Annotated in this window: 14 protein-coding genes; 9 read left to right on the plus strand and 5 right to left on the minus strand. The window is 53.7% G+C overall.

Annotation, left to right across the window (positions count from 1 at the left end; all coding sequences use genetic code 11):
- Positions 1-7 precede the first annotated feature (7 nt).
- The 3 genes from trpB (at position 8) to ACGS9J_RS01245 (ending at position 2,552) form a co-directional block, all read left to right on the plus strand.
- Positions 8-1,201, plus strand: a complete 1,194-nt coding sequence (trpB, locus tag ACGS9J_RS01235) for a tryptophan synthase subunit beta (RefSeq protein WP_172479814.1) — start codon at positions 8-10, stop codon at positions 1,199-1,201.
- Complete coding sequence (gene trpA / locus ACGS9J_RS01240) at positions 1,201-2,007, plus strand: tryptophan synthase subunit alpha (protein ID WP_442229294.1); 807 nt, start codon at positions 1,201-1,203, stop codon at positions 2,005-2,007. Before trpB ends, trpA begins: the two co-directional genes overlap by 1 nt.
- A gap of 230 nt (positions 2,008-2,237) precedes the next feature.
- On the plus strand, positions 2,238-2,552 hold the full coding sequence (locus ACGS9J_RS01245) for a BON domain-containing protein (protein ID WP_442229295.1): 315 nt from the start codon (positions 2,238-2,240) through the stop codon (positions 2,550-2,552).
- A 44-nt stretch (positions 2,553-2,596) separates the two neighbouring features.
- Here ACGS9J_RS01245 and ompW read toward each other — a convergent pair whose 3' ends face one another.
- A complete protein-coding gene (ompW, locus tag ACGS9J_RS01250) occupies positions 2,597-3,241 on the minus strand; it encodes an outer membrane protein OmpW (RefSeq protein ID WP_442229296.1) in 645 nt (214 codons plus the stop codon).
- A 282-nt stretch (positions 3,242-3,523) separates the two neighbouring features.
- Between ompW and ACGS9J_RS01255 the strand changes: the two genes are divergently transcribed.
- Both ACGS9J_RS01255 and ACGS9J_RS01260 read left to right on the plus strand, forming a co-directional pair.
- Positions 3,524-3,964, plus strand: a complete 441-nt coding sequence (locus tag ACGS9J_RS01255) for a YkgJ family cysteine cluster protein (protein WP_442229297.1) — start codon at positions 3,524-3,526, stop codon at positions 3,962-3,964.
- A gap of 39 nt (positions 3,965-4,003) precedes the next feature.
- Entirely contained in the window at positions 4,004-4,756 is a 753-nt protein-coding gene (locus tag ACGS9J_RS01260; protein ID WP_442229298.1) for a YciC family protein, read from the plus strand.
- A gap of 45 nt (positions 4,757-4,801) precedes the next feature.
- Here ACGS9J_RS01260 and ACGS9J_RS01265 read toward each other — a convergent pair whose 3' ends face one another.
- Positions 4,802-6,505, minus strand: a complete 1,704-nt coding sequence (locus tag ACGS9J_RS01265) for a SulP family inorganic anion transporter (protein ID WP_442229299.1) — start codon at positions 6,503-6,505, stop codon at positions 4,802-4,804.
- Positions 6,506-6,739: 234 nt separating this feature from the next.
- Here ACGS9J_RS01265 and ACGS9J_RS01270 point away from each other — a divergent pair, with 234 nt between their 5' ends.
- Both ACGS9J_RS01270 and yciA read left to right on the plus strand, forming a co-directional pair.
- Positions 6,740-7,279, plus strand: a complete 540-nt coding sequence (locus ACGS9J_RS01270) for a septation protein A (protein ID WP_044551680.1) — start codon at positions 6,740-6,742, stop codon at positions 7,277-7,279.
- Between the two features lie 75 nt (positions 7,280-7,354).
- Positions 7,355-7,783, plus strand: a complete 429-nt coding sequence (gene yciA / locus ACGS9J_RS01275) for an acyl-CoA thioester hydrolase YciA (RefSeq protein WP_012145405.1) — start codon at positions 7,355-7,357, stop codon at positions 7,781-7,783.
- A gap of 138 nt (positions 7,784-7,921) precedes the next feature.
- Here yciA and tonB read toward each other — a convergent pair whose 3' ends face one another.
- Positions 7,922-8,668 carry a TonB system transport protein TonB gene (gene tonB, locus ACGS9J_RS01280; protein WP_442229300.1) on the minus strand — a complete coding sequence of 249 codons (747 nt, stop codon included), beginning with the start codon at positions 8,666-8,668 and terminating at the stop codon, positions 7,922-7,924.
- Between the two features lie 237 nt (positions 8,669-8,905).
- On the minus strand, positions 8,906-9,559 hold the full coding sequence (locus ACGS9J_RS01285; protein WP_442229301.1) for an epoxyqueuosine reductase QueH: 654 nt from the start codon (positions 9,557-9,559) through the stop codon (positions 8,906-8,908).
- Between the two features lie 182 nt (positions 9,560-9,741).
- Here ACGS9J_RS01285 and ACGS9J_RS01290 point away from each other — a divergent pair, with 182 nt between their 5' ends.
- On the plus strand, positions 9,742-10,038 hold the full coding sequence (locus ACGS9J_RS01290; RefSeq protein WP_004945285.1) for a YciI family protein: 297 nt from the start codon (positions 9,742-9,744) through the stop codon (positions 10,036-10,038).
- 225 nt (positions 10,039-10,263) lie between these two features.
- Positions 10,264-12,153 (plus strand): hypothetical protein, encoded by a 1,890-nt coding sequence (locus ACGS9J_RS01295; protein WP_442229302.1) that lies wholly within the window; start codon positions 10,264-10,266, stop codon positions 12,151-12,153.
- Between the two features lie 257 nt (positions 12,154-12,410).
- On the opposite strand, the gene ACGS9J_RS01300 is transcribed toward ACGS9J_RS01295, so the two are convergent.
- Complete coding sequence (locus ACGS9J_RS01300) at positions 12,411-12,965, minus strand: TetR family transcriptional regulator (protein ID WP_442229303.1); 555 nt, start codon at positions 12,963-12,965, stop codon at positions 12,411-12,413.
- Between the last annotated feature and the right edge of the window lie 13 nt (positions 12,966-12,978).

A 12,978-nucleotide genomic window follows, 5' to 3' on the forward strand; every position in this document is an offset into this window, starting at 1 on the left:
GGGAACTATAATGACGCTGCTTAACCCCTACTTCGGCGAATTTGGTGGCCAATATGTGCCGCAGATTCTGATGCCGGCCTTAAAACAACTGGAAGAAGCCTTCGTCAGCGCCCAGCGCGACCCTGAGTTCCAGGCTGAATTTATCGACCTGTTGAAAAACTACGCCGGTCGCCCGACAGCCCTGACGCTGTGCAAAAATCTCACCGCCGGTACCAAAACCAAGCTGTATCTGAAGCGTGAAGATCTGCTGCACGGCGGTGCGCACAAAACCAACCAGGTATTGGGTCAGGCGCTGTTGGCCAAGCGCATGGGCAAAACCGAAATCATCGCCGAGACCGGCGCCGGTCAGCATGGCGTAGCCTCGGCACTGGCCTGTGCCTTGCTCGGTCTGAAGTGCCGTATTTATATGGGCGCCAAAGATATTGAGCGCCAGTCACCCAATGTCTTCCGTATGCGTCTGATGGGCGCGGAAGTGATCCCGGTGCACAGTGGCTCCTCTACGCTGAAAGACGCCTGTAACGAAGCGCTGCGCGACTGGTCCGGCAGCTATGAAACCGCCCACTATATGTTGGGTACCGCAGCAGGTCCGCACCCGTATCCAACTATCGTGCGTGAATTCCAGCGCATGATCGGCGAAGAAACCAAAGCGCAGATGCTGGAACGCGAAGGCCGCCTGCCGGATGCCGTGCTGGCATGCGTTGGGGGCGGTTCCAACGCCATCGGCATGTTTGCCGATTTTATCGACGACACCAGCGTTGGCCTGATCGGCGTCGAACCTGCCGGCCTGGGTATTGAAACCGGTCAGCACGGCGCACCGCTGAAGCACGGCCACGTCGGCATCTATTTCGGTATGAAAGCGCCGATGATGCAGACTTCCGAAGGCCAGATCGAAGAGTCCTACTCCATTTCCGCCGGGCTGGACTTCCCTTCTGTCGGGCCGCAACACGCCTATCTGAACAGCATCGGCCGGGCTGAATACGTGTCCATTACCGATGATGAAGCGCTGGATGCATTCAAGGCGCTGTCGCGTAGCGAAGGGATTATCCCGGCGCTGGAGTCTTCCCATGCCTTGGCTCATGCACTGAAAATGATCCGTGAAACGCCGCAAAAAGAACAGATCCTGGTGGTTAACCTGTCCGGCCGCGGCGACAAAGACATATTTACCGTTCACGACATTCTGAAAGCTCGGGGAGAAATCTGATGGAACGTTACCAGCACCTGTTCGACCGCCTGGCAAGTCACAAAGAAGGCGCATTCGTCCCGTTCGTGACTCTGGGCGATCCGAACCCGGCTCTTTCATTGCAGATCGTCGATATCCTGGTTGAAGCCGGCGCAGATGCGCTGGAACTGGGCATTCCGTTCTCCGATCCGCTGGCCGACGGCCCGACTATCCAAAGCGCTGCGCTGCGCGCTTTTGCCTCTGGCGTGACGCCAACCCAGTGCTTCGAAATGCTGGCGGCTATCCGTGAGAAGCATCCGACCATTCCTATCGGCCTGCTGATGTACGCCAATCTGGTGTTCCATAAAGGCATTGATGCATTTTACCAACGCTGTGCCGAAGTCGGCGTTGATTCGGTGCTGATTGCCGACGTGCCATACGAAGAGTCTGCGCCCTTCCGTGCTGCGGCAACGCGCCACGGCATCGCCCCTATCTTTATCTGCCCACCCAATGCAGACGACGATTTACTGCGTGAGATTGCCTCACACGGCCGGGGTTATACCTATCTGTTGTCACGCGCGGGCGTCACCGGTACCGAAAGCCGTGCTGAATTGCCCCTTCATCACCTGGTGAGCAAACTGCATGAATACCATGCGGCCCCCCCACTGCAGGGATTTGGCATTTCAGAACCGACGCAGGTGCGTGATGCCCTGCAGGCCGGGGCGGCAGGGGCGATATCCGGCTCGGCCATCGTCAAGATTATCGAGCAAAACCAAGCCAATCCGGCAGAAATGCTGACGAAACTGGCAAGTTTTGTCCGTGAAATGAAAGCGGCGACCCGGGCATAATGCTCCAACGGCGGGCGCAGAGCATTGCGTCCGCCGATAACATCTTGTTTCCCCTCAAAGTTATATGATTTTTTTACATCTAAAGTTTGAACAAACCCAATTCTTGTTTCACACTTAGCGTTGCGCGTCGGGCATTTCTTTATTTTGAGCGGTCTTTTGAGAAGTGCGCTACGTCTTCAGGTGAAAACCCGAATGTAGTTTCAACAATAACATTGCATGGAGAGTAATTTATGAAGCTATTTAAAACCCTTTCGGTCTTATGCATGGCTGCCGTTGTGGCATTCGCAGTGAGTGCCTGCGCGCCAACAGCGAAATCTGAAGGGACTGGCGGTTATATTGATGACACGGTTGTGACGACCAAAGTGAAGTCAGCGCTGCTGGCGGATAAAACCATCAAATCTACCGAAATCAGCGTCGAGACCTTTAAAGGTCGTGTGCAACTGAGCGGCTTTGTCAGCTCGAGCGCCGATGCCAACCGTGCGGTACAGGTGACACGCGGCGTAGCGGGTGTGAAATCCGTCGAGAACGTCATGCAAATCAAGTAAAAGTAAAACGGAGGCGCTGCGTGCGCCTCCCTGTTTCACCGCTATCAGAAACGATAACCCGCCCCGAACATAAACACCCACGGATCCAAGCGCGTATCAATACTGTGATGATTACCGGCCGCATCGTCAAAGCGCGTTTTGGTCTCGATGTTCATCCACCAGACTGACATGTTCAGCATCCAGTGTTCATCCAGGTTGTAATCCAGGCCCGCCTGCGCGGCCACGCCCCAGGAATCTTTCAAACTCAGGTTGCTCAACCCGGCATCTTTGCCGTTGTCATTGAATTTTTCATCGAAGAAGGTGGTGTAGTTAACCCCCAGCCCCAGGTACGGGCGCAGTTTGTCCTGCTTGTCGCCAAAGTAATACTGCGCCATCAGGCTCGGCGGTAAATCGTGCACCGTGGCGATATCACCGTTCACGGCTTTACCGTTCAAACCTACTTTATGGCGAAACGGCGTTGCGGCCAGCAGTTCGACGCCAATATTGTCCGTGACCATATACCCGAAGGTCAGGCCAAGCTGGGTATTGTTATTGGCACTGAATGAGCCCTGTCCCAGTACGTCATCCGATCCGGCATTTGGCCGTACCGTTGCAGAACCTGCGCGGAAAAGAAAGTCTCCTGCCTGATGCGCACTTGCCAACATAGGGGCCATCATCGCCGCCAATACCACCAGAGTTGTCTTTTTCATTATCCATTCCATTTGTGTGGTTATCATCCAGGGGAATATACCTACTTACGGGTATTTATGATCCCATCGAGATCACATCTTATGTGTAAAAATTTTAATTCCTACTAAAAACAAGGTTACCTAAGAGGCTAATAAATCGAGAATTGATCTGAATCAAAAAACGCCTTTTGTTGCAAATTATTTACATGTTCAAATTTCAGTTGCTAAAAAAAACGCCGCTGCGTAATTTCATCTTCCGTGTTGGTTTTGGTTGGTGTCGTAAGGAGTCGGCGGGCAATCAAGATGAGCGAAATTCTAAATCCCTGTGTCAGTTGCGGCGCATGCTGCGGCTATTTTCGAGTGTCATTCTATTGGGCCGAAGCGGAAGATGGCGGCGGCGTGGTTCCTTTATCCCTAACAGAACCGTTAACCCCCTTCCTGCGCTGTATGCAGGGGACCAACAGCAAGTCCCCGCGCTGTACCGCACTCGACGGCGAAATCGGCAAAGCAGTTTCCTGTTCTATTTATCTCAACCGCCCCAGCCCCTGCCGTGAGTTCGATCAGTCGGGAGAGAATGGCCTGCGTAACGAAGCCTGCGACCGTGCTCGCGAACGTTATGGCCTGCCGCCATTGCCGGTTTCCCTGCCGCTGACTTTACCGAGTACCACGATCGCCGAAGAAATAGCCGTAGTGCAATTCGCGGGGTGCCACAGCGACGTGGAACAGGGTACAATCGCCCACTGATTTTGATTTATCTCTGTTTCTCGATGCCAAGGAGTCTGCATGCCCATCACGGCCAACACGTTGTACCGTGACAGTTTTAATTTTTTCCGTAACCAACTGGCCAGTATCCTGATACTGGCGCTGTTGACCGCATTCATTTCTGTGCTGCTCAATCAGGCTTTCAGCCCTGACATCGAGCAGCTAAAGATCCTGAGTGCAACGGAAGGTGATTTTGCTGCATCCGCCGGTATGGGGATCCAGGAAATCATTCAACAAATGACGCCTGAGCAGCAGATGGTGTTATTGAAGGTATCAGCCGCCGCCACTTTCTCTGCGTTGGTGGGTAACGTGCTGCTGGTGGGCGGGATGCTGACGCTGGTTCGCCTGGTTTCCCAGGGGCAACGCCTCAGCGCCCTGCGCGCTATTGGGGCTTCCGCACCGGAACTGCCACGTTTGCTGCTGCTGCTGTTTATCTGCACGTTGTTGATCCAACTGGGCCTGACGCTGTTTGTCGTGCCAGGTGTGATCATGGCGATTGCCTTCTCGCTGGCGCCGGTGATCACCACCGCCGACAAGAAAGGTGTGTTCGCTTCGATCAAGCTGAGCTGCAAACTGGCTTTCGCCAATGCGCGCGTGATTGTTCCGGCAATGATGCTGTGGCTGGCGGCCAAGCTGCTGGTGCTGTTTATGGTGAGCCACCTGTCGGTGCTGACCCCGAACGTCGCCAGCGTGGTGCTGACCGCACTGAGCAACCTGGTTTCCGCCCTGTTGCTGATTTACCTGTTCCGTCTGTATATGCTGCTGCGAAGCTAATCTTCCGGTCGGTATCAAAAGGCACGCTTCGGCGTGCCTTTTTGTTTATGGGGCCGCGGCCGGATCCGCCTGCTCCTTGCTTTGAATCAGCTTCAGCGCCAGATAAAGATCCGGTACCAGTATTAATTCCCGATCGCGCCCCATCCGATTGATGCGGAACCAGCGTGTCAGCTCGGTTCGCCGTCCCGCCAGCACCAGCTTTACGTTACGCTGTAACAAATCGCGTTTCAATTCGTCGATAGCCGCCAGTACGCTGATATCCGCATGGGTAAAACTGGCAACGGCGTCCACCACCACCCAACGCGGTTGAAATGGCGTGCTGTCTACCAGGTTCAGGATGCGTCGTTTGAAGTACGCCACATTGAAATAGGTCAGCGGTGAATTGAAGCGATACATCATCACGCCCGGCACTGCCTTGATGCCGTTATTGTTGCCCATCGAGTGGATCATGCCTTCGTCATTGACGCCCAGCAGCTGTTCCGTCGGGCGGAATACCGTGCGCAAGAACTGCATCAATCCCAGTAATACTGCCAGGCCAATGCCGCTAATGACCCCCACCAGCAACACGCAGAGGAAAGTAAACATCGCCAGCCTGAAGGCCTGAGCATTACGGCGCCGCATAATCCAGATACCACGGATATCCAACAGCGACCAGGCGGCGTACATCAGTACCACCCCCAACCCTGCCACCGGAATAAACTGCAAGGGTGCCATCAGGAACAGCAGCACGAAGGCAATCACCCCCGCCGCAATGATCGACACCAGTTGGCTCTTGCCCCCGTTAGCATCATTGACCGCCGTGCGCGAATCCGCCCCACTGATGGCAAAGCCCTGCGATAGCGCCGAGACGATGTTCACCAGCCCGAGCGCGCGGAATTCCGCGTCGGCGTTAACCTCATAGCCGTTCTTGGCCGCAAAGCTGCGGGCGGTCAGCATCATACTGACAAAGCTCACTACCGCCAGGTTAAGCGCCGGGATCACCATATCGCGCAGCAAACCCGGCTGGAAATCCGGCCACTGCACTATCGGCAGCACGTCGCTAAAACCGCCCACCGTCACCACGCCATGCTGCTGCAGCCCGCACGCCCAGGTGACGAAAGTCGCCAGAACGATGGCGAATAGCGGCGCCGGCCAGTTGGGACGCCATTTTTTGAACCCGATCAGCGTCACTAACGTCAGCAACGAAACCGCGATGGTCAATACATCGCTGTGCATCAGGTTGCCCGGCAATGCGTAGATTCGTTCAATTAACTGCGCCGGATGCACGCCAAAACCCAGTACTTTGCCAATTTGATCGGCAATGATGGTAATCGCCACGCCGTTGAGCAACCCATTGAGTATCGGCCGCGAGAGCAAGTCGGCCAGTGCCCCCAGCTTGAAGCGGCTGGCCAACAGACACCATGCGCCCATCATCGCCGTCATCATAATGGTGAGCTGCCAGTGTCGCTCCATATTGCCCGCGGCCAACGGCGTTACCACGGCGGCAATAACCGCACAGGTGGCGGCATCCGGCCCCACAATAAGCTGGCGCGAAGAACCGAAGAACGCATAGGCGATCATCGGTAAAATACAGGAATAAAGCCCCACCACTGGGCTGACACCCGCCAACTCGGCGTAGGCAATCGCCACCGGCAATGCCACGGCGGCAACGGAAAGCCCGGCGCGAAGGTCCGGTTTGAGCCAACTGCGCTGATACCCTAATAAATGCGTCAAACCGGGCGTTAGCGCCTGGAGGGATTTCCACTGCATAAACTGTTTTCCGTTATAAATTATCCGGCTATTATTGTGCGTATCATGCGATGCCCATGTCGTGCTGGCAATCTGCCCGCAGCGAACTCGCGACCTCAATCGTAAGTTTATGCAAATTCCTGCTTTCACGGCGGAAATCCGCCGGCCAAACGCCGATAATCAGCACTTCCCAGCGGTACACAGAGCCCGCCAAATCCGGTATAGTCGGCCGATGAACAGATGATGGATTGATTTATGAAGCAGTTTCTTGATTTCCTCCCGTTAATTGTCTTTTTTGCATTTTATAAGCTCTACGATATCTACGTTGCCTCTGGCGCGCTGATCGTCGCCACCGCCCTGGCGCTGGTATTCACCTGGTTCAAGTACCGCAAAATCGAGAAGATGACGCTGATCACCTTCCTGATGGTGCTGGTGTTCGGCACTCTGACGCTGGTGTTCCATAACGATTTGTTTATCAAGTGGAAAGTGACGATCATCTACACCCTGTTCGCACTGGCTCTGCTGATCAGCCAACTGGTGCTCAAAAAGCCGTTGGTGCAACGCATGCTGGGGAAAGAGCTGACGCTACCGGATAAAGTCTGGAACAACCTCAATCTGGCCTGGGCGGTATTCTTCCTGGTCTGCGGCCTGGCGAACATTTACGTCGCCTTCTGGTTGCCGCAAAGTGTCTGGGTTAACTTTAAAGTGTTCGGCCTGACCGCACTGACACTGGTATTTACCCTGCTCAGCGGCGTTTATATTTATCGGCACATGCCGGAAGAACAGAAAAAATAGTTACAAAATTGTTAATGCCCGTGGCCTTTGCTACGGGCAGTATAGTGAAATCCCTTCTTTGATAAGCAGACAGCTATGACTCAACAACGACCTTTACCCAGTGGCGAAATGGTGCTGCGAACGCTGGCGATGCCAGCAGATACCAATGCCAACGGTGATATTTTTGGCGGCTGGCTGATGTCGCAGATGGACATCGGTGGCGCCATTCAGGCAAAAGAAATTGCCGAGGGACGCGTAGTCACGGTGCGTGTCGATGGCATGACCTTCCTGAAACCGGTCGCCGTGGGTGACGTGGTATGCTGCTATGCGCACTGTATCCGTACCGGACGCAGCTCAATCACCATCAATATCGAAGTGTGGGTCAAGAAAGTGTCTTCTGCCCCCATTGGTCAGCGCTACCGCGCAACCGAGGCGGTCTTTACCTATGTCGCAGTGGACGACGAAGGCAATTCACGCGCCCTGCCTGATGGCAAGATGAACTTCCGTGTGGGTTTTGAAGAGTAAGCCGTAGCGCCAAGATCGGTTTCAAGAAGCCCGATGAATTTCATTGGGCTTTTTTATTGCTGCAGTGGCGGAGCTCGGGCAGCAAAAGGGGCCGCCGTAGCGACCCCTATCTTGATTCAACCTGAACCCACCTGTCGGTCAGTTCATTTCCGTGGTGCCGTTAATTTTAAAGCGAATATTCACGGTGCGATCTTTCGCTTCTTTGGCTTCATAACGCCACTTACGCAATGCCTGTTTCACCTCACGCTCAAACATATTGCGCGGTTCCGCAGACAGGATGCGCACGTTACTCACACGGCCGTCACTGTCGATATCGAACTGCACCCGCACATTGCCTTCAATCTGCAAGGCTCTGGCGCGCGGTGGATAAATCGGATCGGCGCGGCTGATCGGTTTTGGCCCCACATCACGCGAATTCCCCTGAACCGGCGCTGACGGCGCCTGCTTCACCGGTGCCTTGTCGATAGGCTTGGCCGGCTCTTTATTTTCAAACGGCGACGGCTCACGCGGCTCGGTTTTTTGCGGTTCACGCTTAACCTTTTTTTCAACCTTCGGCTTAGGTTTTGGCTTCGGCTTGGGTTTTACCGGCTCAGGCTTGAGGATCGCTTTCGGCGGTGGCTCCGGGATCGGTTCCGGTTCCGGCTCGGGTTCAGGCTCCACCTGCGGTTCTGGCTCTGGTTCGGCAGGCGCAGGTGGCGGCGGCTCCGCCATCGCGGCGGTATTGACCATCATGACGCTGATTGGCGCATCTTCAGGTTTCGGCAGCTCCATCACTTCCTTGACAGAAGCATAAAGCAGGGCCCCCACCAAGGCGCTATGTAAGCCAACGGACAGGACAATCGGCACGGACAAACGGCGATTAAGGAACATCTTTTTTAGCGGCATAATGATTCTGTTTCCTCTGGTTCGCCAAGTTTAAATGCAAATAGCAATCATATTCAATAACGAATGGCAAACTATCGCTCTAATCGTCATTATTCATCGCTAAAACCTGCAAACTCATGAGGATATTAACCTTTCGTTTGCCTTTTCACTGAGGCTTTTACACGCTTCATTAACCTGATTTACCGCCGCTGAAAATAAAAAACCCGCCGTAGCGGGTCACTCATCACCAATGCGGCGTTATTCATCATCGCCGTAATACAGCACGCCCAGTTTGATCAGCGGTCGACCCTGCGCTTTGCGGTGCAGGTTGGTGTCGCGCAGCGAATAGACACAGCCGCAGTATTCTTGCTGATAGAAACGCTCGCGCTTGCTGATGTCGATCATCCGCGACGCCCCGCCTTTTTTACGCCAGTTGTAATCCCAGTACTCCAGCTCCGGGTATTTTTCTGCCGCACGCACGCCACAGTCGGTGATTTGTTGCATATTCTTCCAGCGGGAGATGCCCAGCGAGCTGGAAATGGTGTCATAGCCATTTTCATGTGCATACAGCGCGGTGCGTTCAAAACGCATGTCGAAGCACATGGTGCAACGGATACCGCGCTCGGGTTCATGCTCCATGCCTTTGGCACGAGCAAACCAATTGTCGGTATCGTAATCGGCGTCAATGATGGGAATACCGTGCTGCTCGGCAAAACGGATATTCTCGTCTTTGCGCAGCAGATATTCTTTTTGCGGATGAATGTTCGGGTTATAGAAGAAAATGGCGTATTCGATGCCGGAGGCCTGAATGGCTTCCATCACCTCACCGGAACAGGGGGCGCAGCAAGAGTGCAGCAGCAGTTTGCTTTTGCCCTCGGGCAAGTTGAGTTTATCTCTAACCAGTTCCGTCATTTCTTTCTACCTCACAAACCTTGTCCAATGAATCGCGCGGCCGCACTATACGAATAAACACTAGCGGCTTCAAGGCATAAGCGCCAGCCGCAGCTAAATTACAACGGGCGGGCATTCCCTTGTCTCGTCTTTTGCGATACTTTAAATTCACCCTTCTATAGCAATGATTTTAAAGGTGAAACATGCTTTATTTGATCTACGCGCAAGACGTCCCCAACTCATTGGAAAACCGCCTGTCGGTACGCCCGGCACACCTGGCACGCCTGCAGGCGTTGCGTGATGAAGGTCGTCTGGTGGTTGCCGGCCCCAACCCCGCCATTGACAGCAACGATCCGGGCAGCGCCGGTTTTAGCGGTTCCACGGTCATTGCGGAGTTCGCCTCGCTGGCGGATGCTCAAGCCTGGGCGGAGCAAGATCCTTACGTCGCGGCCGGCGTTTATGGTGACGTGACGGTGAAACCCTTCAAACAAGTTTTCTAATGCTAACGACAACCCGCTGTTTTTTGCTGCAGTGGGTTGTTATTGCGCCCCATCACCGTTGCATCCGCCGATGAACAGCCTAAATTCGCCGTCCCTTTTTCGTTTACTCTTTGCTGGCACAACGACCTTCCCCTCTCACGCTATTGTGCATTACTCGGCGCACTCATAGACTGATTTTACTGTATATAAATACAGTTATTTAATTTTCCCCTATGAGGATCAAAAATGAACACCTGCCCTGATATCGCAACATTGAGAAGTACTGTACCTGCCCTAGCCGGTGAGCTGATCGCGGTAACCGCCTATGATACAGCCTGGAGCACCAATAACCGTCAACCCACTGGTGGGGGCATTTTTGTCGCTAAAGCACAGTCGACACCGGCAGACGACGGTGGCATGTTTATTCGCCCCAACTCGTCGTGGGTCTGGCTACGAGTATTGGAGGTGGCAGGCACAGTTTCGCCTTACATGTACGGTGCTAAAGGTGATGGTATTGCTGACGATACGGATGCAGTCCAAAAGGCGAATGACTACGCGAGTTCGCTGGCGACCACCAGTGGCGCACGCGTGTTGAAAAACGGTAACCTAATTTTTGGCAACGGCCGTTTCAAGTGTACAAAAGAACTAACGTTTGACACCAAAACCGTCGATTATGATTTTTCCGGTGCACTGCTGGATTTCACGGGTATGGCTCACGGCAGCAAAGATAAGCGTAATACCGCCATCGGATGGCAAAATAATGCCGGCTATACTCAAGGCAATCTCAGCGTTAAAAATCTGCGTATCATTGGCCCCGGCGCTGACTCTTTTGTCGATGGGATGACATTTTCCACATCGCTTTCGAACAGTTACCCACGTAATTCTTTAACCTTCACCGGCGGCGGTCTTGAGGGGTTCGCCTATGGCCTCACGGGCACAACTAATTTCTACTTCCTGCGCATGTATGCTTTTACTTTCAATCATTGCGACATCTGCTACTACTTCCCAAACAACACTTCAGATTCCGGTGAAGAGATGAACTTTCACAGCTGTGTCTTCGCGCAAAGTAACTGCGGCGTGAACCTACAGGGAGGCTATAGCTATTTCTTCAACTGTTCCTTTGATTATATCTACGGAAAAAATGGGCCGCAGACATCGACGGACAGCCTGGGGAAATATATTCATATTGAAGGCGGGCAACACATTTTCCGCGATTGCCACGTTGAAGGCTATGGCCCTCAAAATTACATCGTCAGCATCCCGGACAATAAAAGCTGCAAAGTTAACTTTATTGGCGGCCTGTTCACCTTTAAAGCGGGGGGGAGCCCATCCACCTATCCCACCACCAGTAATCCTTTTTATTTTGGTAATCTGGCTCGGGTCGTGTTTGAGAAGGTCAATATTGGTCAGATGCAGCAAGGTGGGGATGCAAACGTCAGTGGTTGGATTGATGGCAGCGGTTCAGCATCATTGCATGATACTCAGTTGCCTATTGCCTGGCCTTATTTGCTGGCGCAGGTTCGTACCGATGCCGGGGTACAGGACAACTGGATCGACAGCTCAACCTATACCAGCGGTACCGGCAATGAGAAATGGACCGAGGAGGCTTGGGTTCTTCCGCCGGGAGGGGTTAACACTATTCGCAAATCTCGTTACGGCTGGGGAACCGCAAACAGCACCAATTTCAGCCTCATCCGACAGCCAAACTTTGTCTCACTGGGGCGTAACGTTTCCGCAGGCAGCGGCGTATTTCAAGCCGTATTAGGGACAATAAAGCTGAAAGGTTATGGCAGCGTAATTCATCATCTTCGCGCCAATACTTTCGCCGGTGATGGCCAAAGCTGTCAGGTAAAAATCGTATGGGCAAAACTGAACGAGTTTGGTGCCCAACAAGATAGGGAGCCCCAAATATTGATGCAGCAGACAGGTCACTCGTACACCTTTAATTTCAGTGGTGTTGAATCTGAACTGAAAACCGTGACCATTCCAGGGCAAATGCAGGGTTACACGACTCAGCCCCCCTCCTTTGAGCGAGCCCCTGACTGGGCAACCCACGCTTTTCTGTTGATTGATACCACGCAAATGAAAAGTAACTTCGACCTGCGTATTACCGATGTTTATATGCGTCAGGTATAAAAACTTAACGCCGACAACAGCCGCGGATTACCGCGGCTTTTTCGTTTGCAAACAAAAAAAAAGCCAGCACGGAGTGGCTGGCTAAAGGGTTCTTCGAGGGAATATCTTGTTCGAATAAGGTACTCCCTTCCCCGGTGGATCCGCCATCTATTGGTGTGATAGGCAAACCCCAGCCGGCCTCTTTTTGTTGCCGCATGGAAATCACCTCCGCCGACCTACGCTTGGGCCGTAGTCGATGCTCAGGTTTGCTAAAGGACTCAGCGACTCTCATCATTTTGCAGTATCAATGCCTGCATATCCGCAAACATGGCGTCCCACTCCGGCGGGTCAATATCCATCAAACCAAAGAAACGCAGCATAAATGCCCCTTCGGTGGCCAGGAAAGCCAATCGTGCACGCTTGCCCTCCTCGGTGGTTAAATCCAGTCCGGCGATCCGGCTGCGGTACCATTCACGCGTACTGTCCAGATGCTCCGGCGTTTGGATCAGGGTTGCCATCAGCCCTGCCGCCTTGGCGCTGGAGGTCTGATCGGAGCTTCTGGTCGCCTGCAGATGTGCTTGCACGGCAGTCGTGGCCGAGGGGGTTTCACCGGCAATGGCGTCGAACACCCGTTCATACGCCTTACCCCAGCGATCGAACATCGCATCAATCAACGCGTCTTTGCTGCCAAAGCAATACTGCACCCCGCCCTTGGAAATCCCCATCGCCCTGGCGACAGAATCAATCGTCAGCCCGGCGGCACCCTGTGTGGCGACAATCTCTTCGGCCACATCCAGAACCTTGTCACGATCGATGCTGCGTTGACGTCCCATTGAGAAACCCTCT

It is taken from the genome of Serratia quinivorans (genome assembly GCF_052113645.1).
GTDB lineage: Bacteria > Pseudomonadota > Gammaproteobacteria > Enterobacterales > Enterobacteriaceae > Serratia > Serratia quinivorans_B.

Excerpts from the sequence above, each read along its gene's own strand:
- trpA (WP_442229294.1), top strand. The coding sequence starts at position 1,201 with ATGGAACGTTACCAGCACCTGTTCGACCGCCTGGCAAGTCACAAAGAA.
- ACGS9J_RS01245 (WP_442229295.1), top strand. The coding sequence starts at position 2,238 with ATGAAGCTATTTAAAACCCTTTCGGTCTTATGCATGGCTGCCGTTGTG.
- ompW (WP_442229296.1), bottom strand. The coding sequence starts at position 3,241 with ATGAAAAAGACAACTCTGGTGGTATTGGCGGCGATGATGGCCCCTATG.
- ACGS9J_RS01255 (WP_442229297.1), top strand. The coding sequence starts at position 3,524 with ATGAGCGAAATTCTAAATCCCTGTGTCAGTTGCGGCGCATGCTGCGGC.
- ACGS9J_RS01260 (WP_442229298.1), top strand. The coding sequence starts at position 4,004 with ATGCCCATCACGGCCAACACGTTGTACCGTGACAGTTTTAATTTTTTC.
- ACGS9J_RS01265 (WP_442229299.1), bottom strand. The coding sequence starts at position 6,505 with ATGCAGTGGAAATCCCTCCAGGCGCTAACGCCCGGTTTGACGCATTTA.
- ACGS9J_RS01270 (WP_044551680.1), top strand. The coding sequence starts at position 6,740 with ATGAAGCAGTTTCTTGATTTCCTCCCGTTAATTGTCTTTTTTGCATTT.
- yciA (WP_012145405.1), top strand. The coding sequence starts at position 7,355 with ATGACTCAACAACGACCTTTACCCAGTGGCGAAATGGTGCTGCGAACG.
- tonB (WP_442229300.1), bottom strand. The coding sequence starts at position 8,668 with ATGCCGCTAAAAAAGATGTTCCTTAATCGCCGTTTGTCCGTGCCGATT.
- ACGS9J_RS01285 (WP_442229301.1), bottom strand. The coding sequence starts at position 9,559 with ATGACGGAACTGGTTAGAGATAAACTCAACTTGCCCGAGGGCAAAAGC.
- ACGS9J_RS01290 (WP_004945285.1), top strand. The coding sequence starts at position 9,742 with ATGCTTTATTTGATCTACGCGCAAGACGTCCCCAACTCATTGGAAAAC.
- ACGS9J_RS01295 (WP_442229302.1), top strand. The coding sequence starts at position 10,264 with ATGAACACCTGCCCTGATATCGCAACATTGAGAAGTACTGTACCTGCC.
- ACGS9J_RS01300 (WP_442229303.1), bottom strand. The coding sequence starts at position 12,965 with ATGGGACGTCAACGCAGCATCGATCGTGACAAGGTTCTGGATGTGGCC.